Origin of the sequence: Variovorax paradoxus (genome assembly GCF_009498455.1) — a bacterium.
GTDB classification, from domain to species: Bacteria; Pseudomonadota; Gammaproteobacteria; order Burkholderiales; family Burkholderiaceae_C; genus Variovorax; species Variovorax paradoxus_H.
This window is the reverse complement of record NZ_CP045644.1, coordinates 398,504-423,094: the sequence shown is the minus strand read 5'-3', so window position 1 is coordinate 423,094 and position 24,591 is coordinate 398,504. Positions and strand designations below refer to the sequence as shown.

Here is a 24,591-nt window from a genome sequence, read left to right as displayed (position 1 = left end):
CTTGCCGGGGCGGAACGGCAGGCGGTCCGTCACGCTAGGTCGTGGACTCGTCGAGCGGCGTGTCCGCGGCCAGGTGCGTGATGTCGCTCCAGCCCACGAGGCTGAAGCCCTCGGGCGTCCACAGCATGCGGTTGATGGCTGCGTTGCCGAGCTGCCAGGTGCGCGGCGCCTGCAGTTCCTGGCGCGTGGCGGCGCGGTAGAGCACGTCCATCACGCCGCCGTGGGCCACCAGCACCACGAGCTGGCCCGGGTGGCGCGCGGCGATGGCCGAGGCGGTGCCTGTCACGCGGTCGCGAAAGGTCAGCAGGCTTTCACCGCCGCCTTCGGGCTCGAACTCGGGATCGCGCTCGCGCCAGCGGCGGGCGTCTTCGGGCAGCGTGGCCTCGATCTCGGCGAAGCTCATGCCCTCGAAGCGGCCGAAAGCGCGCTCGCGCAGGCCCAGGTCGGGCTGCACGTCGAGGCCGTGGGGCGCGGCGATGGCCTGGGCGGTCTGCCAGGCGCGCGAAAGGTCGCTCGCGTACACCGCTGCAATCGGCTCGTCGGCCAGCGCCCGTCCGGCGCGCTGCGCCTGCCACAGGCCGGTGGCGTTGAGGCCGATGTCGAGGTGGCCCTGGATGCGGGTGTCGACGTTCCAGGCGGTTTCGCCGTGGCGCACGGCGATCAGGCGGGTGAGGTGGGCTTCCATCCGTCCGAATTCTAGAAGTGCGTCATTTCTTGGCGGCCGGCGTGAGCTCGATGTTCACGCGGCGCTCGCCCGGCGGCGGGTTCGGAAAGCCCTGCAGCGCGGCCTCGAACATCACCGGCAGGATCGCCGCGCTCGAGCTGTAGGGGCCGTCGTTGCGCGCGCGGGTCTCGTACACCACGCGGTGGCTGCCGCCTGCCTCGCGCAACACGACGCTCACCTCGCGCTGGTACCAGGGGTTGGCCGGCGGTGTGAACATCGGGCCGCCGTACCAGCCGCCGCCATGCCAGCGGTGGCCGTAGTAGCCGCTGTAGCCGTAGCCCCAGGGGCCGGGGCCATACAGCCATGGATCGGCCCAGGGCGACAGCGCCGCCGTGACGCGTGCGCCGATCTGCGCCGTGTACTGCGGCCTGGCGTCGTCGCGGCGCAGGCCGACCTTGTCGAGCGCGGCCGCGGCCATGGCCTCGAGGCCGTCCTGGCGCGCCGTGTCGGCCTGCTGCGAAGGCAGGCGCTCGAAGCGGTAGGTGGCACCGGGCGGCACGGTCGTGCCCGGCGTGGCAAAGCTCTTGACGTTGCTGTCGACCACCCAGGAGGTGGCGCAGCCGCTCAGGGTTGCTACCAAAAATAGAGCTGAAAACGCACGATACATAAGGGTCTCCGGGCCAAGTGCCCTAAATTCCCCTGGGTTGCCCAAGTCAGCCTTGAACGATGCGCAAGGCTGAGGGTGCCTGGGAGAGCAGGTCGAAAGCGGGCGTGTCGAAGGCCTTGTCGCCGTTCTCGTCGGCCACGCCCGTCGCCTTCAGACCCTGGAAGTCGTGCAGCGTTCCGTCGAGCAGGTGCGAAGGCACGACGTTCTGCAGTGCGGTGAACATGTTTTCCACGCGGCCGGGGTACTTCTTGTCCCACTCGCGCAGCATCTCGCCGACCTGCTTGCGCTGCAGGTTTTCCTGGCTGCCGCACAGCGTGCAGGGAATGATCGGGAACTCGCGGTGCTGCGCCCAGCGCACCGTGTCTTTTTCGGCCACGTAGGCCAGCGGGCGGATCACGATGTGCTTGCCGTCGTCGCTCACCAGCTTGGGCGGCATGCTCTTCAACTTGCCGCCGAAGAACATGTTGAGGAAGAAGGTCTGCAGCATGTCGTCGCGGTGGTGGCCCAGCGCGACCTTGGTGGCGCCCAGCTCGTCGGCCACGCGGTACAGGATGCCGCGGCGCAGCCGGCTGCACAGGCCGCAGGTGGTCTTGCCCTCGGGGATCACGCGCTTGACGATGCTGTAGGTGTCCTGGTTCTCGATGTGGAAGGCCACACCCAGGTCGCTCAGGTACTTGGGCAGCACCTCTTCGGGAAAGCCGGGCTGCTTCTGGTCGAGGTTGACCGCAACGATGTCGAAGTGGATGGGCGCGCGCGCCTTCATCTTGAGCAGGATGTCGAGCAGCGCGTAGCTGTCCTTGCCGCCCGAGACGCACACCATGACCTTGTCGCCCTCTTCGATCATGTTGTAGTCGACGATGGCCTGGCCGACCTGGCGGCACAGGCGCTTCTCGAGCTTGTGCGTCTCGCGCTCGATCTTGAGCGAATGGGGGGGCGCGCCGGCTTCGGGCGTTTCGTCGATCCAGACGGCGTTCATTGGGTGGCTACTTCGGGCAAATCGGGGGAAAGACCCCCGATTTTGCCTTGGATCACCATTCCCCGGCTTCGATGCGGATGGCGACTTCGCAGTCGTCGAAGATTTCGAGCTTGGCGATCTTCACGCGCACGCCCCGCACGCCGGGCAGTTGCAGCAGGCGCTGCGCGAGCTTGCCGATCAGGCTTTCGAGCAGGTTGACGTGCTCGGCGGTGCACTCGTCGATGATGATGCGGCGCACCTTGCGGTAGTCCAGCACGTGGAAGATGTCGTCGTCCTGCGGCAGCAGCGGCTGCGGGCCGAGGTTGAGCTCGGCGTCCACCAGGATCGGCTGCGGCGCGGTTTTTTCCTGCTCCAGGATGCCCAGGTTGGCGTCGAAGCGCAGGCCCTGGAGGGTGAGTGTCTGGTGGCCGTGCGGTGTGTTCGTGGACATGGTGGTGGTGCTCGTCACATGAGCGAGAAGTCGCGCTCGAATTTCATGAGGTGCTGGCCGCCGTCGACGAGCAGCGTGGTGCCGGTGATGGAGCTGTTTTCCAGCGCGAACTTCACGGTGGCGGCCACGTCGTCGGAGGTGGACGAGCGGCCCAGCGGCGACAGCGTGTGCAGCTGCGCGAACTTGTCGTCGTCGAGCATGTGGCTCGCCAGCGTGAGGCCGGGCGCCACGCCCACCACGCGCACGCGCGGCGCGAGCGCCAGCGCCAGCATGGGGGTGGCGGCTTCGAGCGCGGCCTTGGAGAGCGTGTAGCTCAGGAAGTCGGGGTTCGGGTTCCAGAGCTTCTGGTCGAGCAGGTGGACCACGGCGCCCTGCGCGTCGCGACGGGCCAGGTGGTCGTGCAGCGCCTGCGCCAGCAGGATGGCCGCACCCGTGTTGCTGCGCGCGTGGCGCTCCATGAGCGCGTAGCTGAAGCTGGCGGCGTCGTCGTGTTCGAAGAGGGCGGCGCTGTGCACCACCGCATCGACGGTGCGAAAGCGCGCCGCCACGCGCGGCAGCAGGGCGCGCGTGGCCTGCTCGTCGGCGAGGTCGGCCTCGAACAGCGCCGAGTCGCCCGAGCGCGCGGCGCAGTCGGCCACGGTCTGTTCGGCTTCGGCACGCGAGCTGCGGTAATGCACCGCCACCTGCCAGCCGCCCGCCGCGAGCGCCAGCGCGATCTCGCGGCCCAGCCGGCGGCCTGCGCCCGTGACGAGGACGGTGCGGCGGCGATCGGGGGAGGTGGGTGGAGTGGCACGCATGCGAGGGAAGAAAACGAGGAGGAAGAGGACAATGGCGCCGTGACGACGCCAACTACAAACAGTTTACCCATCGCCCTCGACCATCTGATTACCCGTTCTGTCGAACGTGCGGGCGGATGGATCGGCTTCGACCGCTTCATGGCCCTGGCCCTGTATGCGCCGGGGCTCGGCTACTACGCTAACAGCTCGGCCAAGTTCGGCCACATGCCTTCATCCGGCAGCGACTTCGTGACCGCGCCCGAGCTGACGCCGATGTTCGGGCACACGCTCGCGGTGCAGGTGCTCGAGGCGCTGGAGAAAACCGGCACCGACACGGTGTGGGAATTCGGCGCGGGCTCGGGGGCGCTGGCGGTGCAGTTGCTGCATGCGCTGGGCGAGATGGGGCGCAGCGATGTGCGCTACCGCATCGTCGATCTGTCGGGCACCTTGCGGGAGCGGCAGCAGCAGGCGCTGGCGGGGCATGCGGGGCGGGTTGAATGGCTGGGAGCTGCCTGAGGTGATGCAGGGCGTGGTGGTCGGCAATGAAGTGCTTGACGCGATGCCGGTGCAGTTGCTGGCGCGGGTGAAGGGGGCTTGGTTCGAGCGGGGTGGTGCGGAATCCGGCGGGGATGGGTGGACCTGGGCGGACCGGCCTACCGAGTTGCGGCCACCAGTCGAGGTGTCAGGAGTTCATGACTACCTCACCGAGGTGCATCCGCAGGCTCAGGCTTTTATTGCGACGCTGGCGGATCGTCTGGAGAAGGGCGCGGCTTTTCTCATCGACTATGGGTTTCCCGAGGGCGAGTACTACCACCCGCAGCGGCACATGGGGACGGTGATGTGCCATCGGGGGCACCAGGCGGATGGCGATCCGCTGTCTGAGGTTGGGTACAAGGACATCACGGCGCACGTCGACTTCACGGGGATCGCTGTGGCGGGGCAGGAGGCGGGGCTTGCTGTTCTTGGCTACACGAGCCAGGCGCGGTTTCTTTTGAATTGCGGGATGTTGGGGTTGATGGAACGCGGGACTGTGGCGCAGCGGGGGATGGCGGCTCGGTTGATTCATGAGCATGAGATGGGGGAGTTGTTCAAGGTGGTGGGGTTTGCTGTGGGGGAGCCTTGGGACGCCGTTGGGTTCGCTGAAGGGGATCGGAGTCATACGCTCTGAGGGCTTTGGTTCTTGCCGAGCTTTTGCTTCCCGAGGCCGGGACTCGCCCCGGCGGGCGACTTGCTTTCTTTTGCTTCGCCAAAAGAAAGTAAGCAAAGAAAAGGCGACCCCACTGTCTGCGTCCCTCCGCTTCGCTGCGGGCAACCTGCGGTGCTCGCGTTTCGCGGGGTCTCGCAGAACTCGCCTTCGGCTCAAACAGCTGCGAGCCCTGATCCGCGAAACGCTGCGCTCCTCGGCGCATACAGAGGGGCTTGGGAGCCGGGCGGGCCGTCGCTGCGCTCGGCCACCAAGGCACCACAGGTGCTGCGCGCCTTTGGTGCCTTTTGCTTGTGCTTTCAACGAGAAGAGTTGGTCATAAGCAAGCAACAAAGACTTCGTTGGGGAACGCTGCTTGCGCTCCTACATTGGCGGCATGACTGCCGTTCTTTCCCGCGCAACCCCCACTGCAGATGCCCCTGCACAGCACTTCGAGGTGCGGCCTTTCGATGCGCCGGTCGGTGCGGAGATCGTCGGGCTCGACATTGCTGAGCCGATCAACGCCGCCGACTTCCAACGCATCCACCGCGCGCACCTCGACCACCACGTGCTGGTCTTTCGCGACCAGCGCATCACGCCCGCGCAGCACATCGATTTCAGCCGCCGCTTCGGGCCGCTCGAGATCCACGTGCTGCACCAGTTCCAGCTGAAGAACCATCCCGAGATCCTGATCGTCTCGAACATCAAGGAGAACGGCGAACCGATCGGTCTCGGCGATGCGGGCGTGTACTGGCACTCCGACATTTCGTACAAACCCAAGCCCAGCCTGGGCTCGCTGCTGCATGCGCAAGAGCTGCCGAGCGAAGGTGGCGATACGTTGTTCGCCGACCAGCACCTGGCGTGGGAAGCACTGAGCCAGGCGCTGCAGCAACGCATCCTGCCGCTGAAGGCGGAGCACAGCTACCTCGCGAAGTACGAAGAGCTGCGTGCGAAGAATCCGTGGCGGCCCAAGTTGTCGCAGGCGCAGATCGACCAGGTCGCGCCCGCAGTGCAGCCGGTGGTGCGCACGCACCCGGAGACGGGGCGCAAGGCGCTGTTCGTCAGCGAGCACTTCACGACACGCATCGTCGGCCTGCCGCAGGACGAGAGCGATGCGCTGCTGGCCGAGCTGTTCGCGCACAGCGTGAAGCCCGAGTTCGTGTACCGCCATGCATGGGCGCCGCACGACCTGGTGTTCTGGGACAACCGCTCGCTGATGCACCTTGCGGCGGGCACGCCCGATCACCTGCGTCGCCGGCTCAACCGCACCACGATCGTGGGCGATACGCCTTTCTGATTTCTTTCTTTTTCTTCCTTCTTTCTCTCGGACTTTTCAATGAACCGCTTCACACGCCGCGCCGCTGCGCTCGTCACCGGCCTCGGCCTTCTCGCGGGCAGCCTGGCCGCGCAGGCCGAAGGGCAGATCCGCATCGCCGAGCAGTTCGGCATCGTCTACCTGCTGCTCAACGTGGCGCAGGAGCAGAAGCTGATCGAGAAGCACGCGAAGGCCGCAGGGGTCGATGCGAAGGTGGAGTGGGTCAAGCTCTCGGGCGGGTCGGCGGTGAACGACGCGCTGCTGTCGGGGAACATCGAGATCGCAGGTGCGGGGGTGGGGCCGCTGCTCACGCTGTGGGACCGCACCAAGGGCAAGCAGAACGTGAAGGGCGTGGCGTCGCTGGGCAACTTTCCGTACTACCTGGTGAGCAACAACCCGAAGGTGAAATCGATCGCCGACTTCACGGACAAGGACCGCATCGCGCTGCCTGCGGTGGGGGTGTCGGTGCAGTCGCGGGTGCTGCAGATCGCGTCGGCCAAGCTGTGGGGCGACAAGGAGTTCAATCGGCTCGACAAGATCAGCGTTGCGCTGCCGCACCCCGATGCGGCCGCGGCCATCATCAAGGGCGGCACGGAGATCACGGGGCACTTCGGCAATCCGCCGTTCCAGGAGCAGGAGCTCGCGGGCAATCCGAACGCGCGCATCGTGTTGAACTCGTACCAGGTGCTGGGCGGGCCGTCGTCGGCCACGGTGCTGTACGCGACCGAGAAATTCCGCAACGAGAACCCGAAGACCTACAAGGCGTTCGTCGATGCGCTCGACGAGGCAGCGAGGTTCGTCACGGCCAATCCCGAGAAGGCGGCGGACATCTACCTCAAGGTGAGCAACGCGAAGCTCGACCGCGCGCTGCTGCTGAAGATCATCAAGAACCCCGAGGTGCAGTTCAAGACCGCGCCGCAGAACACCTACGTGTTCGCGGAGTTCATGCACCGCGTGGGAGCGATCAAGAACAAGCCGGCGTCGGTGAAGGACTATTTCTTCGACGATGCGCACACCGCCTCGGGGAACTGAGTGAGCACGGCGAAGGTGCGCTCGGGGTTTGACTCCTTCCCCCTCTGGGGGAAGGCTGGGATGGGGCGGGCAGAGCGGTGGCGAAGCTGGCGCCGTCTGCCCCACCCGGCCCTCCCCCGGGAGGGGAGGGAGGAAGACCGCAGCCAAGACCTCCTTGCCCCGCTGCTCCAGGTCGACCACGTCAGCCTCGAGTACCGCACGCCCGAGCGCGTCGTCCGCGCCACGCACCGCGTGAGCTTCGACGTGCACGCCGCCGACCGCTTCGTGCTGCTCGGCCCCTCGGGCTGCGGCAAGTCGACGCTGCTCAAGGCCGTGGCGGGCTTCATCCCGCCGGTCGAGGGCGAGATCCGCCTCGACGGCCGGCGCGTGACGCAGCCGGGCCCCGACCGCATCGTCGTGTTCCAGGAGTTCGACCAGCTGCCGCCGTGGAAGACGGTGAAGCAGAACGTGATGTTCCCGCTGCTCGCGTCGCGCACGCTGGGCCGCAAGGAGGCGGCCGAGCGCGCGCTGCACTACCTCGACAAGGTGGGCCTCTCGAAGTTCGCCGACGTGCATCCGCACCAGCTCTCGGGCGGCATGAAGCAGCGCGTGGCGATTGCGCGTGCGCTGGCGATGCAGCCGCGCGTGCTGCTGATGGACGAGCCCTTTGCCGCGCTCGATGCGCTCACGCGCCGCCGCATGCAGCAGGAGTTGCTCGAGCTGTGGGACGAGGTGCGCTTCACGCTGCTTTTCGTCACGCACTCGATCGAAGAGGCGCTGGTGGTGGGCAACCGCGTGGCACTGCTGTCGCCGCATCCGGGGCGCATGCGCGCCGAACTGAACAGCCACGGCTACTCGCTCGACAGCCTCGGCGGTGCGGACTTTCAGGCGACTGCGCGGCGCATTCACGACATGCTGTTCGAAGAAGAACCCGAAGCGGTGACAACGTCATGACCCCGGTCTTTCTCCCTCCCCTTCCGGGGGAGGGCGGGGGTGGGGGCACGCGGCGTACTTATCGGGCGCTCTGCCTGCCCCCATCCCAACCTTCCCCCAGAGGGGGAAGGAGCAATACACGATGAGCACTCTTTCGCCTCCCATCCGCCCCGAATACGAACGCACGCTCGAGCCCTTCACCGAGCTGCCGGTCGAACGCGCGCTGCCGCTGGCCACGCGCCTCGCCTCGCACACCTGGCTGCGCAAGGGCCTGATCCTCGCCGTCATCGCCGTGCTGTGGGAACTGGCGGCGCGTTGGCAGGACAACGACCTGCTGCTGCCCACCTTCACCGCCACCGCCCGCGCATTGGTCGAAGGGCTGGCCAGCGGCGAGCTGGTCGAGAAGGTGCGCATCTCGCTCGCCGTGCTGCTGCAGGGTTACCTCGCGGGCGTGCTGCTGGCCTTCGGGCTCACCACGTTGGCCGTGTCCACGCGCATCGGGCGCGACCTGCTGGACACGCTGACCTCGATGTTCAACCCGCTGCCCGCGATCGCGCTGCTGCCGCTGGCGCTGCTGTGGTTCGGGCTCGGGCGCGGCAGCCTGGTGTTCGTGCTGATCCATTCGGTGCTGTGGCCGCTGGCGCTCAACACCTATGCGGGCTTTCAGGGTGTGCCCGAGACGCTGCGCATGGCGGGGCGCAACTACGGCCTGACGGGGCTGCGCTACGTGCTGCAGATCCTGGTGCCGGCCGCGCTGCCGTCGATTCTTTCGGGGCTGAAGATCGGCTGGGCCTTTGCATGGCGCACGCTGATCGCGGCCGAGTTGGTGTTCGGCGCCTCGTCGGGCAAGGGCGGGCTGGGCTGGTACATCTTCCAGAACCGCAACGAGCTCTACACCGACCGCGTGTTCGCAGGCTTGGCAATGGTGGTGCTGATCGGCCTGCTGGTGGAAAGCCTGGGCTTTCGCACGCTGGAGCGGCTCACGGTGCGGCGCTGGGGCCAGCAGCGGTAACTGGCGTGTGAGCGGGGCGGGGCGGAACGAATGCCCCGGCGATGGCGAAACGGGCGCGGGCTCGGGTCTAATCGCAGCTTTTGGCACGCGTTCTCCTTCCCATGAGCTCTTCCGCCCCCGACCTTTCCGCGATCGCCGGTGCGCTGGCCGATGCGGCCGCCGCCCAGTCGATGCGCTACTTCCGCACGCCGCTGGACATCATCACCAAAGCCGACGAAAGCCCGGTCACGCTGGCCGACCGTGCCGCTGAAACGGCGATGCGCGAGATCCTCGGCGCACGCGTGCCCACCGACGGCATCTTCGGCGAAGAGCACGGCCCCGAGCGGCTCGACGCCGACCGCATCTGGGTGCTCGACCCGATCGACGGCACACGCAGCTTCATCACCGGCTCGCCGCTGTGGGGCACGCTCATCGGCGTGCTGCAGGGCGGTCGCGTGGTGTTCGGCATGGTCGACATGCCGGTGCTTAAGGAGCGTTGGGTGGGCGAGGCCGGCAAGGGCGCCACGCGCGACGGCCAGTCCGTGCGCGTGAGCGGCTGCACCGAGATCGCCAAGGCCCGCATCGTGACCACCTCGCCCGACATCTTCTCGCCGGCCGACTGGAGCGCCTTCGACCGCCTGAGCCGCCAGTGCGCGATGCGCCGTTTCGGCGGCGACTGCTACGGCTACGCCCAGCTCGCGGGCGGCACCATCGACCTCGTGGTCGAGACGGGCCTGCAGCCCTACGACTTCCTGGGCCCGGCGGGCTTGATCGAAGCGGCGGGCGGCGTCGTCACCGATTGGGAAGGCCGGCCGCTGGGGCTGAATCCCGATCAGCGCGTGATCGCTGCAGCCACACCCGAACTTCACCGACAAGCCCTGGCTGTACTGGCCGCCTAGACTGTTTTCATGTTCCGCTGGCTGATCGTCGTCGTCCTTGCGCTGGTGCTCATGAGCGGCCTGACCGCCTGGCTGCGCCGCTTCGGCTTCGGACGGCTGCCCGGCGATTTCGAGTTTCGCGCCTTCGGCCGCGACTGGCAGTTGCCGATCGCGAGCACGGTGGTGCTCAGCATGATCGCGGCGCTGGTGGCGCGGCTGCTCTGAGCACGGAGCGGCAAAGACTGAGAAAGAAGAGAACCCCGCAATGAGAGCCTGCGTAGACATCGGCGGCACCAAGGTCGCCGTGAGCCTTTCCGCTTCGAGCGACGCGCCGTTGATCGGCCGCCGCAGTGAGCCCACCGCCAAGACCGGCGCCAACGATGCCGTGGCGGTGCAGATCCTGCGGCTCATCGACGAGGTCTGCGCCGAGCAGGGCGTCGATCCGACGAGCATCGACCGCGTGGGCGTGTCGTCGACCGGGCCTTTCGAATTGCACGACGGCATGGTCGAACTGGCCACGCCCAACATCTGCGGCGGCATCGCCGGTCCGTCGCGCGGGCTGCCCAACGACTGGATGACGGCCATCGTCGAGGCGCCGCTGGCGCGCCGCTTCGCCCGCGTGCGCGTCGAGAACGACGCCGTGGCCGCGCTCGAGGCCGAGCGCCACTGGGGCGCGCTGAAGGGGCTCGACAACTGCGCCTACGCCACGTGGAGCACCGGCGTGGGCGTGGGCCTGTGCGTCGACGGCAAGGCGCTGCGCGGCAAGAACGGCAACGCCGGCCATGCGGGCCACAGCTTCGTGGTCGACGACGACAGCGGCGCGCTGTGCGGCTGCGGCAACCTGGGCGACGTGGAAGCACTGGCCGGCGGCAACTCGATCGCGCACCGCTTCGGCCAGCCCGCGGCCGACCTGTTCACGGCCGCTGCAGCCGGTGACGCCGCTGCACTTGAGAAGGCCGACGCGCTGTGCCGCGTGATCGGCCGCATGCTCTACAACCTGGTCATCACGCTCGACCTGCAGCGCATCAGCCTGGGCGGCAGTGTGTTCTTGCATCACCGCGATTTCGTGCTGCCGCGGCTGCAGGCGCAGGTCGACGGCAAGCTGCTGCCGCTCACGCGCGGCGTGTTGCTGGTGCCCGCCGGGCTCGGCGACAAGGTGGGCGACTACGCGGCCCTGGCGCTGCTCGACTGAGTTGCGGTGCGCGGCGACCGGACCCGCGGGGCCGGCTGGTTCTTCTGCGCCGCGCAGCCTTCCTCGACGATCTGTCCGAGCCGCCGCAGCCCCGCATCGACCGCTTCGCTGAAGGGCCAGCCGCAGTTGATGCGCAGGTAATGGTCGAAGCGCGAGGCGTTCGAGAACTGCGCGCCCGGCGCCACCAGCATGTGCTCGCGCAGGGCCGCCTCGAACACCGCGACAGACGAGAGCCGATCGGGCAGCTCCACCCACAGCTGGAAGCCGCCGCGCGGCAGGTTGAGCCGGGTGCCGGCCGGGAAGTAGCGGGCGATGGCGTCGGCCGTCTGGTCGCGCTGCGTGTGCAGGCGTTCGCGCAGCCGGCGCAGGTGGCGGTCGTAGCCGCCGCTGGCAATGATCTCGCCCGCGGCGATCTGCGCCAGCGCTTCGTTGTTGCGCGTCTGCGCGTACTTGAGCATCTCGACCTGCGCATGCCAGCGCCCGGCCGTGATCCAGCCCAGCCGCAGGCCGGGCGCCAGCACCTTGTGCAGCGAGGCGCAATACACCACGTTGCCCGTGCGGTCCCAGGACTTGATGGCGCGCAGCGGCACCTCGGTTTCCACCAGGTCGCTGTAGGTGTCGTCCTCGACCAGCGCGATGCCGTGGTTCTCGCACATCTGCACCAGCCGCTGCTTGTGGGCGTCGGGCATCACGCTGCCGATGGGGTTCTGCAGGTGCGGCACCACCACCACGGCCTTGATGTCGTCGTAGGTGTGAATGGCCAGGTCGAGCGCCTCCAGCGAGATGCCGGTCTGCGGGCTGGTGGGAATCTCCAGCCCGCGCAGGCCCAGGCTTTCGAGCACCTGCAGCAGGCCGTAGAAGGTGGGCGATTCCACCGCCACGGTGTCGCCGGGCTTGGCGATGGCGCGCAGCGCGAGGTTCAGCGCCTCGATGCAGCCGTTGGTGACCAGCACGTCGTCGGGCGCCACGGTCATGCCCACGCGCAGGTTGCGCTGGGCCACGACCTGGCGGAACTGCTCGTGGCCTTTTTGCGACGAGGCGGTGGTCAGCAGCTCGGGGCGCTGGCGCAGCGCGCGCGTCATGGCGTTGCGCAGCGCCTCGGCGGGGTAGAGCTCGGGGGCGGCGCGCGAGATCGCGAAGTTGAGCTTCACGTCGTTGAGCCGTCCGCGCGCCATGAAGTTGGCCATGCGCGTGCGCATGTTGACGAACTGCGCGGGGTCGGGCGGCAGGCCGGACACGGGCTCTTCCATGGCCGCGATGGCCAGCCGCTGCGGGCGGCGCACGAAGTAGCCGGAGCGGTCGCGCGCCTCGACCCAGCCTTCGCTTTCCATGGCGCGGCAGACCTGCAGCGCGGTCGAGAGGCTGATGTCGTGCAGCCGCATCAGGCTGCGCAGCGACGGGAGCTTGTCGCCGGCCTTGAGCGAGCCGGCGTGGATCGCGTCCACGTAGTGCGCCGCGAGCTGGCGGTAGAGCGGTAGCGAGTCCATGGGTCGATGTTCCCCGCATCGGGCATCCAAAAACAGATGCAGTTGCTCGGGAAAATGACCATAACAGATGGCGCGGCGGCCCGGCTGTTCCGGTCGCAATAGCCATCGGGTGTGCCTGTTTTCTGGGCGGCGAAATTCCTACGATGAAGCCTCATCCACCCGAGGTCCGCCATGATCACCACCCTCTGCGAAGCGCCCGATTCCATCGTCCTTGAACCCGGCCAGAGCCTGCGCACCGCCGTCGATGCGGGCGCCTGGCTTCAGCTGGCCGAAGGCCGCGCCCGCGTGGTGTCGCCGCCGGGCTGGCTGGGCGAGCGGGTGTTCATGACCGAGACGCTGCTCGGCGAAGGCGATGTGCACTGCGTTCCGCAGGGCGGCTGGATCGAGGTGTCGGCGATCACGCCGGTGCACTTGCGGGTGCATGCGCCGGTGCGGGCCGCGCGGGCCACGGCGCCGGCAGAAGAGGTGCGGCCGGTGATGCGCTTCGTGCGCCTGCTGACGGGCTGGTGAGGTCCGGGGCAGGGCCTGCCCCGAACCCACGCCCGAAGCCGCCGTCAGTTCTTCGGCAACTTCTGCGGCCGCTTCCAGTTTGAAAAGCTGACCTGCTTGCCGCGTGCCACGGTCAGCGCGCCGGGCTCGGTCGACTTGTTCACGGTCGAGCCGCCGCCGATGGTGCCGCCCGCGCCGATCGTCACAGGCGCCACGAGCACGCAGTTGCTGCCCACATGCACGTCGGCCTCGATCACGGTGCGGTGCTTGTTGGCGCCGTCGTAGTTGGCCGTGATGCTGCCCGCGCCGTAGTTCACGCGCTCGCCCACCGTGGCGTCGCCCAGGTAGGCCAGGTGGTTGGCCTTGGCGCCCGCCGCCAGCGTGGAGTTCTTGACCTCGACGAAGTTGCCGATGTGCACCTCGGCACCCAGCTGGGCGCCGGGCCGCAGCCGCGCGAAGGGCCCGACCAGCGCGCCCGGACCCACCGTCACGCCAGCCTTCTCGCCGTCGATGTGGGTGAAGGGGTGGATCACCGCGCCCGCCTCGATGCGCACGTTGGCAATGACGCAGTTCGCGCCGATGCGCACGCCTTCGCCCAGCGACACCGTGCCTTCGAACACGCAGTTGACGTCGATGTCGACGTCGGCGCCGCAGCTCAGCGTGCCGCGCAGGTCGAAGCGCGCCGGATCGGCCAGGCGCACGCCCTGTTCCATCAGCGCGTTGGCCTGGCGCAGCTGCCAGGCGCGTTCCAGCGCCGCAAGCTGGGCCGGGCTGTTGATGCCCGCCACCTGCAGCGCGTCGGTCGTGACATGCGCCACCACCGGCACGCGGTCGTCGGCCGCGAACTTCACGATGTCGGTCAGGTAGTACTCGCCCTGGGCGTTCTTGTTGTCCAGCCGCGCCAGCCAGCCCTTGAGCAGCCGCGCGGGCGCGGCCATCACGCCGCTGTTGATCTCGCGCACGGCGCGCTGTGCCTCGGTCGCGTCCTTGTGCTCGACGATGGCCGTCACTTCACCGCCCGCCGTGGTGCGGATGATGCGGCCGTAGCCCGTGGGGTCGTCGAGTTCGATGGTCAGCAGCGCGAGCCGCTCGCCGCCGCTGGCGGCGATGAGGGTGCGCAGCGTGTCCTCGGCGATCAGCGGCACGTCGCCCGACAGGATGACGACGGTGCCGTCGTCCGGCAGCTGCGGCGTGGCCTGCTGCACGGCATGGCCGGTGCCCAATTGGGGCTCTTGGCGTGCGAAGCCGAGCGCGGCGGCGTTGACGGCGGTGGCCTTGATGGCGGTCTCGACCTGCTCGGCGCCGTGGCCCGTCACGACCACGACATGGCGCGCGCCGATGCGCGCGGCGGTGTCGGTCACATGGGCCAGCAAGGCGCGGCCGGCCAAACGATGCAACACTTTGGGCAACTTGCTCTTCATGCGCGTGCCCTTGCCGGCCGCCATGATGACGACGTCGACCGGTCCCTGGTTGCTCTGCTGCGGAGTCTGATTCATGCGCTTTTCTTCCCGGATTCGTTGTGCTGGACTGGCCCGGATTATCGGTGTGCTCCTGCTGGCTGCTGCCCTGGGGGCTTGCAGCGCGGTCAAGCTTGCTTACAACAACCTGCCCGAGCTGAGCTACTGGTGGCTCGACGGCTACTTCGACTTCGACGACGCCCAGACCCCCAAGGTGCGCGACGAACTGGCCCAACTGCTGGCCTGGCACCGCCAGAACGAGCTGCCGCGCCTCATCGGCCTGCTGCAGGAGGCCCAGGGCCTGGCGTCGGCCGACGTGACGCCGGCCCAGGCCTGCCAGCTGGCCGACCGGGTGCGCGAGCGGCTGCTGGCCGTCACCGAGCGTGCCGAGGCCGCCAGCGCGGAACTCGTGCTGAGCCTGAGCGAGGCGCAGCTGCAGCAGCTCGAACGCAAGTACGCGAAGAAAAACGCCGAGTACCGCAAGGACTGGCTCGACCGCAGCCCCGCGCAGGTGCAGGAAAAGCGCTACGACCAGTTTCTCGAGCGGCAGGAAGACTTCTACGGCCGCCTGACGACCGAGCAGCGCGCGCTCTTGCGCCAGCAGGTCGCGCAGTCGGTGTTCAGCCCGCGGCTGGCGTATGAAGAACGGCGCCTGCGCCAGCAGGAGGCGCTGGTGCTGCTGCGGGGCTTTCTTGGCAGCAACGGCGGCCCGCGCACCTCGCAGGCCGAGGCCCGCGCCGCGCTGCACGCCTACGTGCTGCGCATCGCCGATCCGCCGCCCGGTCCCTGGCGCGACCAGCAGCAGGCGCTGCTGCAGGAAGGCTGCCGCAACCTGGCGGCGCTGCACAACACCACCAGCGCCGCGCAGCGCGAGCAGGCGGTGCGGCGGTTGCAGGCCTACCAGGGCGACCTGCGGCAGCTGGTGGCCGCGCGCTGAGGCAGCGGGCGGACGCCGCCCTCAGAGCATCGGCACGGGCCGCATCGGGCGCTCGAAGTAGTCGCCCAGCGTTTCGAGCGCATGCGGCTCCAGGATGCGCAGCCATCCGCCGTCGAGCTTGTACAGGCCCAGACCCTGCAGCCGCCGCATCGTCTTGTTGGTGTGCACCAGCGACAGCCCCAGCGCGTCGGCGATGTGCTGCTGGTTGAACGGAAACTCGACCCACTCGTCGCGCACCATGCCCAGGCGCTGGGCCCGGCGGTACAGGTGCATGAGCAGCATGGCCACGCGCTCGCCGGCGTTGCGGCGGCCCGCGGTGACGAGGTGGTCGTCCACCATCTTTTCCTCGCGCGCGGCGAGCCAAGTGATGTCGTAGCCGAGCCGGGGCTCGGCGTGGAACAGCTCCCACAGGCGGTCGCGCGGGAAGGCGCAGAGCGTGGCGTCGGTCACGGCCTCGACACCGTGCGTGTGGCCGTCTGCAAACTCGTCCTGCAGGCCGATGAAGTCGCCCGGCAGCAGGAAACTCAGGATCTGCCGGCGGCCGTCGCTCAGCGTCTTGTAGCGGAAGGCCCATCCTGCGTAGAGCGTGAACAGCTGCGGGCTGGCGCGGTGCTCCTCGATGACGGTGCCGCCCGCCTCGACACGCCGGGTGCCGATGCGAAAGGCCCCGATGGCCTGCAGCTGCTGCGCCGTCACCGGCAAAAAGGCCTCAAGACGGCGCAGGGCGCAGTGTTCGCACGCATTCGCGCCCTGGGGCGGCGCGGCGGCAATGGGGTAGTCCTCGAATTTCACGCCGCACTATAGGCCGCGGCGCTGTGTCTTTTTACATATCGGGACGCCGGGCAGCTCCCTAGACTCGGAAGCGTTTACCCTTCCGCACCGAATGACACAAGAACAATCACCCGCATCCAATCCCGCAGAACCGGAAAAACTGCACGAATTCCTTTACTGCAGCCTGCTCACGCAGGACCTGCCGCCCGCCACCGTGGGCGCCATCGTCACCCAGGCCCGCGCCCGCAATGCCGTGGACGGCATCTCCGGCCTTCTGGTGTTCGACGGCCAATTCTTCTGCCAGCATTTCGAGGGGCCGCACGAGGCGGCGCAAGGCCTGATGGCGCGGCTGCAGCGCGATCCCCGGCATGCGGACCTCGTGGTGGTCCACGACGGGCCGTTGGCCGCCCGGCGCTACACGGGCTTTGCCATGGGGCTGGCCGAGTGCGAGGGGCCCGACCCGATCTCGGCCCTGCAGGCCTTGCGCGGCGAGGCCGCGCTGGCGTACTTCCTGGCGTTGCGCGCGAGTTTCGACATCAGCAGCTGAGCCCGGCGCTGCTGCTGCTGCTGCTGCTGCTGCGGCGCACGACAACGCCGGGCAAAGAAAAAGGCGGCCGAAGCCGCCTTGGATCAGGAGTGCGGGAGCTGCCGGTCGCGCGGGCGGCCGGTCAGACCGGGTCCCACACGTAGGTGGCACCGTAGCCATCCCAGGCTTCCATCACGATGCGCTGGCCGGCAGCCACCGTGAGCGACTCGCCCGGGGCCAGCACGATGTCTTCGCTGGGGCCGCGGGCCGTGGCGTCGGGCGTGACCCACACGCGGCCTTGCTTGACGCGCAGCACGCTCGCCGACCGCGCCTTCAGGCTCATCGCCTCGCCGGGCGCGATCTGCCAGGCGCCACGGCGCACGGCCGGCGGAATGGCCGCGGTGCGGGTGGAACGGGACAGGGAAGCGAGCGATTCGTTGGTGCAGACGGCGGTGGACATGGTGTGGACTCCTAAGCTGGTCCGAAGCGCATTGACAGACAGAGAGGTTGGCGCAGTTCGGGAATGAATGATCGTTTTTGCGGCCTTGGAGGTCCAATGAAAACGAGGTAGCCTACTGATGCGATTCCCGCATCAATCGACTGGCCGCCGGGACGCACACCAAAGTCATACCCATGCAACATTCGCAAACCCACCTGCGCTCCCGCCCGATTTCCGCGGGGCACCTGCGGGCCTTCGAGGCGGTCGCGCGGCACCTCAATTTCCGCGCCGCGGCCGAGGAAATGGCGCTCACCCAGTCGGCCGTGAGCCGGCAGATCCAGTCGCTCGAAGAAGAGGTGGGCGTGTCGCTGTTTTTGCGCCACACGCGGGCGGTCGAGCTGACCAGCGCCGGAGCGCAGCTTCTGCTGTCGGTGCAGCAGGCGCTGCCGCGCATCGACATGGCCGTGCGGCAGATCCGCCAGAGCGCGGGCCGCAAGAGCGTGGCGCTCACCACCTTTGCCTCGTTCGCCTCGATGTGGCTGATTCCGCGGCTCGAGGCTTTTCAGCGCGACAACCCCGAGATCGACATCCGCATCGACGCCAGCGACATCGCGGTCGACCTCGACGTGGCCGACGTCGACATCGCGCTGCGCTACGGCCCGCCCGAGGCCATGCCCGCCGGCGCCGTGCGCCTGTTCGGCGAAAACCTGACGCCGGTGGCGAGCCCGTGGCTCATCAAGAGCAACCCGCCGATCAAGACGCCGGCCGACATTGCGCGCTTCACGCTCATCGAGGCCGGCGACGCGCACCGCACGCACCTCGAATGGCTCACGTGGCGGCGCTGGTTCGAGGTGAACGGCATGGAGCGCGCGCAGCCCAAGCGCTGGCTCTATTTCAACTATGCCTACCAGATGGTGCAGGCCGCGCTCACCGGCCAGGGCGTGGTGCTGGCGCGCAACTCGCTGGTGGCCGAGAGCCTGGCCAATGGCGACCTGATCGAGGTGCTGCCGCAGCACCGCCTCGATTCGCCGATGGCCTACTGGCTCATTTCAGGGCCGCGCAATGCGCTGCGGCCGGAGATCAAGGCCTTTTCCGACTGGCTGGAAGCGCAGGCCGCCACCACGCGTGAAACGGTGGGCGAGGTGCCCGACCCGGACACGGTCGACAACCTCGACTGAACCGGCTCAGGACGTCGGCCAGACGACGCCGTTGTCGTTGAGGATCGCGTCCAGGGGCAGGTCGTGCGCCTCGGGCTCGAAGTCGTCCAGAAAGCCGTTCGTGAAGCCCAGCCCCACGGTGAACGGTCGGGGCTCGAGCGCCGCCAGCGTGCGGTCGTAGAAACCGCCGCCGTAGCCCAGCCGGTAGCCGCCGGCGCTGTAGCCCACGCAGGGCACGAACAGCAGGGTCGGCACGATCAGCTCGGTGTCCTTGGGCTTGGGAATGCCGTAGGCGTCTTCTTCCATCTGGCAGCCCGGGTACCAGGCATGGAAGGTGAGCGTCTTGTGGACTTTGTCGATCACCGGCAGTCCGATGCGGCGGCGCTGCGTTTCTTCCATGAGCTCGCCGTCTTCCTTCCAGCGGTGCAGGGCGGGTAGGGGGTCGAACTCGCCCTTGATCGGCCAGTAGGCGCCGATCACGGTGTCGGGCCGGCCGACCAGCCAGATCCGCATCACCCGCTGCAACAGGTCGGCCCGCGCGAGGCGGTCGGGCATGCCCAGCCGTTGCTCGATGAGCGCCTTTCGCAGTTGACCCTTCAGAAAACTCGCCGTGGCCGAGGTGTCGGCATCCTTTGACTTGTCCATAATCCCCCGATGCAGTTCCCAAGCATTTTGGCATCCGCGCGCGCTCATCCGCGTCGCGGCGCGCCCGCCCTGATTTTTTTCGCCGTTCTTGCACTCGCCGCGCTGCTGTCGCAACAGCCCGCCGCCGCGCAGAACAACACCAACGACGACGTGCTGGTCCAGATGAAGCAGGCCTTCCAGCGCGGCGACAAGGCCCGCCTCACGGCCCTGCTGCCGCAGGCCCGCGGCCACGCACTCGAACCCTGGGCCGCCTACTGGGAGCTCAAGGCCCGCCTGCAGGAAGCCGCGCCCAACGAGGTGCAGGACTTCTACGCCCGCTACCCCAACACCTACCAGGAAGACCGCCTGCGCAACGACTGGCTGCTGCTGCTCGGCCAGCGTCGCGACTGGGACGGCTTTGCCGCCAACATCGCCGGCTTCCGCATGGGCGACGACGCCCAGGTGCGTTGCTACGCGGTGCTGGTCGACACGCTGCGCACCGGCACGGCCACGCAGGCACAGGCCGACGAAGTACGCCGCAACTGGTTCGCGCAAAAGGACAGCGACGACGGCTGCCTCACCGCCGTCGACCGCATGGTCGCGGCCCGCCTCATGACGACCAACGACGCCTGGAAGAAGGCGCGCCTGGCCATCGAGGCCAACCGGCCCGCGGCCGCGCGCGGCGCCGTCACCATCGCCGCGCCTGACGCGCTGCCGCTGTTCGAAGAGGTCAACGCCAGCGCCGCCAAGTTCCTCACCGGCCGCGCCTTCGTGGCCGCCAAGTCGCGCAAGGAACTCGTGGTGCTCGCGCTCATCAAGATCGCGGTCGCAGACCCCGACCAGGGCGCCGCGCAGCTCGACAGCAAGTGGAGCCCGATGCTTTCCGCCGAGGAGCGCAATTGGGTCTGGGGCACCATCGGCCGCGCGGCCGCGAACAAGCTCTCGCCGATGGCCGTGAGCTACTTCGGCAATGTCACCAAGAACAGCGACCTGTCCGACGACATGCTCGGCTGGCGTGTGCGCGCCGCACTGCGCGCCAGCCAGTGGAAAGACGTCGCGCCCGCCATCAACGCCATGAGCGACGCCGCCCAGCAAGACCCCACCTGGGTCTACTGGAAGGCCCGCGCGCTCAGCGCCGCGGGCGGCGACGAGCGCCGCGCGCAGGCCCGCGAGCTGTACACCAGCATCGCCGGCACGCGCGGCTTCTACGAAATGCTGGCGCTCGAAGAGCTGGGCCAGCGCGTCGTGGCGGCCACGCGCCCCGCGCCGCTCACGCCCGAAGAAAAGAACGCCGCGCGCACCAACCCCGGGTTGCAACGCGGCCTGTACGCCATCGGCATGGGCCTGCGCTCCGAAGGCACGCGCGAGTGGAACTACGCCACCAACCTGCACGAGAAGGGCGGCATGGACGACCGCGCCCTGCTGGCCGCCGCCGACCTGGCCTGCCAGCGCGAGGTGTGGGACCGCTGCATCAACACCAGCGAGCGCACCAAGGGCGTGATCGATGTCGAGCAGCGCTTCCCCATGCCCTTCCACGACACGGTGCTGCGCAAGAGCCAGGACATCGGCCTCGACCCGGCCTACGTGTACGGCCTGATCCGCCAGGAAAGCCGCTTCATCATGGACGCGCGCTCGGGCGTCGGCGCTTCGGGCCTCATGCAGGTCATGCCCGCCACCGCGCGCTGGACCGCCCGCAAGATCGGCATGACCGACTTCACGCCCGGCCAGATCAACGACCGCGAGACCAACATCACCATCGGCACCAACTACCTGAAGCTCGCGCTCGACGACTTCGACGGTTCGATGGCGCTGGCCGCCGCGGCCTACAACGCCGGTCCCGGCCGCCCGCGCAACTGGCGCAACGGCCCGGTGATCGACGCGGCCATCTGGGCCGAAAACGTGCCCTTCAACGAGACGCGCGACTACGTGAAGAAGGTGCTGGCCAACACCACCCACTACGCCGCGATCATCAGCGGCAAGCCGCAGTCGCTGAAAGAGCGCCTGGGCCGCGTGGGGCCGCGCAACGCCGCCGAGCCCGAGCCCAACAAGGACCTGCCCTGAGATGACCTGGCGCGATGAGGTGCTCGACACCGTCGCGTCCGAGTTTTCGGACGTGGGCGACGTCGCGCAGCTCACGCGCATCGCGGTGCGACTGTTGCTCGCAGCCGTGCTGGGCTTCTTTCTGGGCTTCGAGCGCGAGCAGCAGGGCAAGGCGGCCGGCGTGCGCACCCACATGCTGGTGGCCATCGGCTCGGCGCTGTTCGTGCTGATCCCGCAGCAGACCGGCATCGTGCCGGCCGACATGAGCCGTGTGATCCAGGGGCTGGTGGCCGGCGTCGGTTTCCTGTGCGCCGGGACCATCCTCAAGCAGGGCAAGGACGAATCGCACGTGCAGGGCCTCACCACCGCCGCCGGGCTCTGGATGACGGCCGCGATCGGCATGGCCTGCGGGCTCGGCCGCGAGGTCACGGCCGTGCTCAGCGCACTGCTGGCGCTCGCGGTGCTGTCGCTGGTGCCGCGTCTCGTGACCCTCATCGAGCGCGTCGTGAAGCCATCGAATGCGAACGGCGCCAGCCCGCGCGTGATCGTGCCGCCCGAATCGCGCCGTGACGACGAACGCTGAAGCGGCTCGCATCAATTCGCGCCGCCTTCGGCATCAATCGCAGCGCGCCGCCCGGCTAGCATCGACGGCTTTGCCCCGCATTCCCGCACTGACCCGGAGACCCTGACAGATGTCCAAGCTCTACATCGGCAACAAGAATTACTCGTCGTGGTCCATGCGCCCCTGGGTGCTCATGACCCAAGCCGGCATTCCCTTCGAAGAGGTGATGGTGCGTTTCGACTCGTTCGACGCCACCTCGCAGTTCAAGCACGTGATCGGCGCCATCAACCCCGTCGCCAAGGTGCCGGTGCTGGTCGACGGCGACCTCGCCATCTGGGACACCCTCGCCATCGCCGAGTACCTGGCCGAGCGCTTTCCCGAGAAGCAGCTGTGGCCCCAGGGCGTGGCCGAGCGGGCCCGTGCGCGCAGCATCTGCGCCGAAATGCATTCGGGTTTCACGCACCTGCGCGGCAATTGCCCGATGAACATCGAGGCCTCGCTGCCCGAGGTGGGCGCGCGGCTGTTGGCCGAGCAGCCCGGCGTGCAGGAAGACCTCGACCGCATCGTGCAGATGTGGACCGAGCTGCTCGAGACGCACGGCGGCCCGATGCTGTTCGGGGCCTTCACCATCGCCGACGCCTTCTTCGCGCCGGTGGGCATGCGCATCCGCGGCTACGGCCTGCCGGTGCCGCCGGCCATTGACGCGTACATCGCGCGCGTGGCGGCCTTGCCGGGCGTCGCCGCATGGATCGCGGGCGCCCTGGCCGAGAAGACCTTCGTGGCCTTCGACGAGCCTTACCGCACCTCGCGCGATTGAGCGCGCGATCGGGGCTCGCCGGACTTCATCAGAACCGGTACGTCGCCGCCAGGTAGGTGACGATCGGGTTCAGCTTCAGGCTCGACTCGCTGCGCGCCACCGGCAGGCCGGTGATGCTGGTCGTCGTGAGCTTGGCCTTGGTCTTCAGCGGGATGTACGACACCGAGAACGACACGCCCCAGTGCTTGTCGAACTGGTAGGCCACGCCGGCGTTGAGCACGGGCGCGAACGCGCTGTCGAGCTTGGCCGTGGTGTTCACCGACGACGGACGCACGTGGAACTGGCTGGCCAGCGCGCCTTGCAGGTTCGGCGTGAGCTTCACGTCGCTGTACCAGACATAGGTGGCGCCCAGGCCCACGAACGGACGGAAGGCGTCGTTGCCTTCGTTGAAGTAGTACTTGGCCAGCACCGTGGGGCTCCACTGGCGGGCCTGGCCGAGCTCGCCCACGCGCGCCAGCGTGCCGGTGCCCTGAAGCTTGAACTTGGGCGGCACGCCGAGCACGCCTTCGACGGCCCAGTGGCTGTCGACGAAGTAGGCGATGTTCATGCCCAGCGTGTCCGAGTTGCTGACGCTCGCGCCCGAGCCGGCCAGCACGCTGTGCACGGGCGAGGTCACGGTCAGCGGCTTGCTTGAATCCTGCGGCGACAGATGGAACCAGCCGGTGCCGACGACCCAGTCGCCGGCGTTCTGCGCCAGGGCGCTGCCCGATGCCAGGCCCCCGAATGCCGCCAAAGCCAACGATGCTGTTGTTGTGAGTTTTTTCATAGGTGTGAATGCTCCTTGGGTGTTGAAAACAGCCCCGCGCACGGGGGCGCCGGCCAGCGACCGGTGCTTCGCGCGATGCGAATTTACGAACGGTCGTTCGCATCGCTCGAAGATTATCGAACGACCGTTCTTTTTGTGCAGGGCGAGTATCCCTACACTGCACTCATGAACATTTTTCTCGTCGGCGGTGCACTGCGCGACCGGCTGCTGGGCCGCCCGGTTTCCGACCATGACTGGCTCGTGGTGGGCGCCACGCCCGAGGCCATGGTGGCGCGCGGCTACCTGCCCGTGGGGCGCGATTTCCCCGTGTTTCTGCATCCGCGCACGCGCGAGGAGTACGCGCTGGCCCGCACCGAACGCAAGAGCGCGCCGGGCTACCGCGGCTTCGTCGTGCATGCGGCGCCCGACGTCACGCTGGAGCAAGACCTCGCGCGGCGCGACCTCACCGTCAACGCCATCGCGCTGCCCGCCGAGCACGTGGGCGACGACGGCAGTTTCGATCCGCGCCCCGAGACGCTGGCCGACCCCTTCCACGGCCAGCGCGACCTGCGCGACAAGGTGCTGCGCCACGTGACCGACGCCTTCCGCGAAGACCCGGTGCGCATCCTGCGCGTGGCACGCTTTGCCGCGCGCTTCGACGATTTCACCGTCGCGCCCGAAACCATGGCGCTCATGCGCGAGATGGTCGCGGCCGGCGAGGTCGATGCGCTGGTGCCCGAGCGCGTGTGGCAGGAGCTCGCGCGCGGCCTCATGGAAACGCGGCCCTCGCGCATGTTCGACGTGCTGCGCGACTGCGGCGCGCTCGCCGTGCTGCTGCCCGAGGTCGACCGGCTCTGGGGCGTGCCGCAACCGGCGCTGCACCACCCCGAGATCGACACCGGCGTGCACCTGATGATGGTGCTCGACACCAGCGCGCGCCTGGGCGCCACGCTGCCCGTGCGCTTCGCCTGCCTCATGCACGACCTCGGCAAAGGCACCACGCCGGCCGACATGCTGCCGCGCCACATCAACCACGAGCTGCGCAGCGTCGACCTGCTGCAGGCCGTGTGCGAACGCTGGCGCGTGCCTGTGGAGCTGCGCGAACTGGCCGAGGTGGTGGCGCGCGAGCACGGCAACATCCACCGCAGCGCCACGCTCGGTGCCACGCCGCTGGTGCGGCTGCTCGAGCGCTGCGACGCCTTCCGCAAGCCGGCGCGCTTTGCCGAGGCGCTGCTGGCCTGCGAATGCGACGCGCGCGGCCGGCTCGGCTTCGAGGACCGGGCCTACCCGCAGCGGCCCCGCCTGCTCGCCGTGCTCGCGGCGGCCCAGGCGGTGGCCACCGATGCGGTGGCGCGCGAGGCGCAGCAGGCCGGCGCCACCGGGCCGCGCATCGGCGAGGCGATCCACCGGGCGCGCATCGCGGCGGTGGCGGCGTCGCTGCCGGCGACCGCCGACTGAACAGCACCATCGGCACACGCCGGGACTTTGGCCGACACGCGCCGCGTGCGAGCCGTGCTATGGTTT

26 protein-coding genes and 1 pseudogene are annotated in these 24,591 nt (G+C 68.6%); 16 read left to right on the top strand and 11 right to left on the bottom strand.

Annotation, left to right across the window (positions count from 1 at the left end; all coding sequences use genetic code 11):
* Window positions 1-34: 34 nt before the first annotated feature.
* The 5 genes from GFK26_RS01875 to GFK26_RS01855 are packed head-to-tail and all read right to left on the bottom strand — an operon-like array spanning window position 35 to window position 3,534.
* Entirely contained in the window at window positions 35-685 is a 651-nt protein-coding gene (locus tag GFK26_RS01875; RefSeq protein WP_153280607.1) for a histidine phosphatase family protein, read from the bottom strand.
* A 22-nt stretch (window positions 686-707) separates the two neighbouring features.
* Entirely contained in the window at window positions 708-1,331 is a 624-nt protein-coding gene (locus GFK26_RS01870) for a DUF4136 domain-containing protein (RefSeq protein WP_153280606.1), read from the bottom strand.
* A gap of 46 nt (window positions 1,332-1,377) precedes the next feature.
* Window positions 1,378-2,307, bottom strand: coding sequence for a tRNA 2-thiocytidine(32) synthetase TtcA (gene ttcA, locus GFK26_RS01865; protein ID WP_153280605.1), 930 nt, complete (start codon window positions 2,305-2,307; stop codon window positions 1,378-1,380).
* Between the two features lie 52 nt (window positions 2,308-2,359).
* Window positions 2,360-2,737, bottom strand: coding sequence for a dihydroneopterin aldolase (locus GFK26_RS01860; RefSeq protein WP_056576172.1), 378 nt, complete (start codon window positions 2,735-2,737; stop codon window positions 2,360-2,362).
* Window positions 2,738-2,751: 14 nt separating this feature from the next.
* Window positions 2,752-3,534 (bottom strand): SDR family oxidoreductase, encoded by a 783-nt coding sequence (locus tag GFK26_RS01855; RefSeq protein WP_153280604.1) that lies wholly within the window; start codon window positions 3,532-3,534, stop codon window positions 2,752-2,754.
* Window positions 3,535-3,573: 39 nt separating this feature from the next.
* Here GFK26_RS01855 and GFK26_RS01850 point away from each other — a divergent pair.
* The 8 genes and pseudogenes from GFK26_RS01850 to GFK26_RS01815 all read left to right on the top strand — a co-directional run bounded on the left by GFK26_RS01850 (window position 3,574) and on the right by GFK26_RS01815 (window position 11,016).
* Window positions 3,574-4,681: pseudogene (locus tag GFK26_RS01850) on the top strand (class I SAM-dependent methyltransferase).
* A gap of 412 nt (window positions 4,682-5,093) precedes the next feature.
* Window positions 5,094-5,993 carry a TauD/TfdA dioxygenase family protein gene (locus tag GFK26_RS01845; RefSeq protein ID WP_153280603.1) on the top strand — a complete coding sequence of 300 codons (900 nt, stop codon included), beginning with the start codon at window positions 5,094-5,096 and terminating at the stop codon, window positions 5,991-5,993.
* A 39-nt stretch (window positions 5,994-6,032) separates the two neighbouring features.
* The gene (locus GFK26_RS01840; RefSeq protein WP_153280602.1) at window positions 6,033-7,043 is read left to right on the top strand and encodes an ABC transporter substrate-binding protein; all 1,011 of its coding nucleotides are present in this window, start codon (window positions 6,033-6,035) and stop codon (window positions 7,041-7,043) included.
* Window positions 7,044-7,103: 60 nt separating this feature from the next.
* Window positions 7,104-7,976: an ABC transporter ATP-binding protein gene (locus tag GFK26_RS01835; RefSeq protein WP_228121871.1), complete on the top strand. Its 873-nt coding sequence runs from the start codon at window positions 7,104-7,106 to the stop codon at window positions 7,974-7,976.
* A 121-nt stretch (window positions 7,977-8,097) separates the two neighbouring features.
* On the top strand, window positions 8,098-8,967 hold the full coding sequence (locus GFK26_RS01830; RefSeq protein ID WP_153280601.1) for an ABC transporter permease: 870 nt from the start codon (window positions 8,098-8,100) through the stop codon (window positions 8,965-8,967).
* A 101-nt stretch (window positions 8,968-9,068) separates the two neighbouring features.
* Complete coding sequence (gene hisN / locus GFK26_RS01825; RefSeq protein ID WP_153280600.1) at window positions 9,069-9,845, top strand: histidinol-phosphatase; 777 nt, start codon at window positions 9,069-9,071, stop codon at window positions 9,843-9,845.
* A 9-nt stretch (window positions 9,846-9,854) separates the two neighbouring features.
* Window positions 9,855-10,049, top strand: a complete 195-nt coding sequence (locus tag GFK26_RS01820) for a DUF2905 domain-containing protein (protein WP_056575522.1) — start codon at window positions 9,855-9,857, stop codon at window positions 10,047-10,049.
* A 40-nt stretch (window positions 10,050-10,089) separates the two neighbouring features.
* The gene (locus GFK26_RS01815; protein WP_153280599.1) at window positions 10,090-11,016 is read left to right on the top strand and encodes an ROK family protein; all 927 of its coding nucleotides are present in this window, start codon (window positions 10,090-10,092) and stop codon (window positions 11,014-11,016) included.
* On the opposite strand, the gene GFK26_RS01810 is transcribed toward GFK26_RS01815, so the two are convergent.
* On the bottom strand, window positions 10,989-12,503 hold the full coding sequence (locus GFK26_RS01810; RefSeq protein ID WP_153280598.1) for a PLP-dependent aminotransferase family protein: 1,515 nt from the start codon (window positions 12,501-12,503) through the stop codon (window positions 10,989-10,991). The two genes, GFK26_RS01815 and GFK26_RS01810, sit on opposite strands and share 28 nt — an antisense overlap.
* A 171-nt stretch (window positions 12,504-12,674) precedes the next feature.
* Between GFK26_RS01810 and GFK26_RS01805 the strand changes: the two genes are divergently transcribed.
* Window positions 12,675-13,013, top strand: coding sequence for a hypothetical protein (locus GFK26_RS01805; RefSeq protein WP_153280597.1), 339 nt, complete (start codon window positions 12,675-12,677; stop codon window positions 13,011-13,013).
* Window positions 13,014-13,057: 44 nt separating this feature from the next.
* Here GFK26_RS01805 and glmU read toward each other — a convergent pair whose 3' ends face one another.
* A complete protein-coding gene (gene glmU, locus GFK26_RS01800; RefSeq protein WP_153280596.1) occupies window positions 13,058-14,488 on the bottom strand; it encodes a bifunctional UDP-N-acetylglucosamine diphosphorylase/glucosamine-1-phosphate N-acetyltransferase GlmU in 1,431 nt (476 codons plus the stop codon).
* A 49-nt stretch (window positions 14,489-14,537) separates the two neighbouring features.
* Between glmU and GFK26_RS01795 the strand changes: the two genes are divergently transcribed.
* Window positions 14,538-15,386 (top strand): DUF6279 family lipoprotein, encoded by an 849-nt coding sequence (locus GFK26_RS01795; RefSeq protein ID WP_228121870.1) that lies wholly within the window; start codon window positions 14,538-14,540, stop codon window positions 15,384-15,386.
* A 21-nt stretch (window positions 15,387-15,407) separates the two neighbouring features.
* On the opposite strand, the gene GFK26_RS01790 is transcribed toward GFK26_RS01795, so the two are convergent.
* On the bottom strand, window positions 15,408-16,178 hold the full coding sequence (locus GFK26_RS01790) for a Crp/Fnr family transcriptional regulator (RefSeq protein ID WP_194274005.1): 771 nt from the start codon (window positions 16,176-16,178) through the stop codon (window positions 15,408-15,410).
* A 91-nt stretch (window positions 16,179-16,269) separates the two neighbouring features.
* On the opposite strand from GFK26_RS01790, the gene GFK26_RS01785 reads away from it, so the two are divergent.
* Window positions 16,270-16,704, top strand: a complete 435-nt coding sequence (locus GFK26_RS01785; protein ID WP_153280595.1) for a BLUF domain-containing protein — start codon at window positions 16,270-16,272, stop codon at window positions 16,702-16,704.
* 121 nt (window positions 16,705-16,825) lie between these two features.
* Here the strand turns inward: GFK26_RS01785 and GFK26_RS01780 are convergent, their stop codons facing one another.
* Window positions 16,826-17,143 (bottom strand): DUF2917 domain-containing protein, encoded by a 318-nt coding sequence (locus tag GFK26_RS01780; RefSeq protein ID WP_153280594.1) that lies wholly within the window; start codon window positions 17,141-17,143, stop codon window positions 16,826-16,828.
* 173 nt (window positions 17,144-17,316) lie between these two features.
* Here GFK26_RS01780 and GFK26_RS01775 point away from each other — a divergent pair, with 173 nt between their 5' ends.
* Window positions 17,317-18,300: a LysR substrate-binding domain-containing protein gene (locus GFK26_RS01775; RefSeq protein WP_153280593.1), complete on the top strand. Its 984-nt coding sequence runs from the start codon at window positions 17,317-17,319 to the stop codon at window positions 18,298-18,300.
* A 6-nt stretch (window positions 18,301-18,306) separates the two neighbouring features.
* Here GFK26_RS01775 and GFK26_RS01770 read toward each other — a convergent pair whose 3' ends face one another.
* Window positions 18,307-18,924 carry a 5-formyltetrahydrofolate cyclo-ligase gene (locus GFK26_RS01770; protein ID WP_153280592.1) on the bottom strand — a complete coding sequence of 206 codons (618 nt, stop codon included), beginning with the start codon at window positions 18,922-18,924 and terminating at the stop codon, window positions 18,307-18,309.
* Between the two features lie 9 nt (window positions 18,925-18,933).
* Between GFK26_RS01770 and GFK26_RS01765 the strand changes: the two genes are divergently transcribed.
* The 3 genes from GFK26_RS01765 to GFK26_RS01755 all read left to right on the top strand — a co-directional run bounded on the left by GFK26_RS01765 (window position 18,934) and on the right by GFK26_RS01755 (window position 22,322).
* Window positions 18,934-20,964 carry a lytic transglycosylase domain-containing protein gene (locus GFK26_RS01765; protein WP_153280591.1) on the top strand — a complete coding sequence of 677 codons (2,031 nt, stop codon included), beginning with the start codon at window positions 18,934-18,936 and terminating at the stop codon, window positions 20,962-20,964.
* A gap of 1 nt (window position 20,965) precedes the next feature.
* The gene (locus tag GFK26_RS01760) at window positions 20,966-21,526 is read left to right on the top strand and encodes an MgtC/SapB family protein (RefSeq protein ID WP_153280590.1); all 561 of its coding nucleotides are present in this window, start codon (window positions 20,966-20,968) and stop codon (window positions 21,524-21,526) included.
* A 109-nt stretch (window positions 21,527-21,635) separates the two neighbouring features.
* Window positions 21,636-22,322, top strand: coding sequence for a glutathione S-transferase family protein (locus GFK26_RS01755; RefSeq protein ID WP_153280589.1), 687 nt, complete (start codon window positions 21,636-21,638; stop codon window positions 22,320-22,322).
* 28 nt (window positions 22,323-22,350) lie between these two features.
* On the opposite strand, the gene GFK26_RS01750 is transcribed toward GFK26_RS01755, so the two are convergent.
* On the bottom strand, window positions 22,351-23,088 hold the full coding sequence (locus GFK26_RS01750; RefSeq protein WP_153280588.1) for an OmpW/AlkL family protein: 738 nt from the start codon (window positions 23,086-23,088) through the stop codon (window positions 22,351-22,353).
* Between the two features lie 165 nt (window positions 23,089-23,253).
* On the opposite strand from GFK26_RS01750, the gene GFK26_RS01745 reads away from it, so the two are divergent.
* Entirely contained in the window at window positions 23,254-24,525 is a 1,272-nt protein-coding gene (locus tag GFK26_RS01745) for a multifunctional CCA addition/repair protein (protein WP_153280587.1), read from the top strand.
* Window positions 24,526-24,591 lie beyond the last annotated feature (66 nt).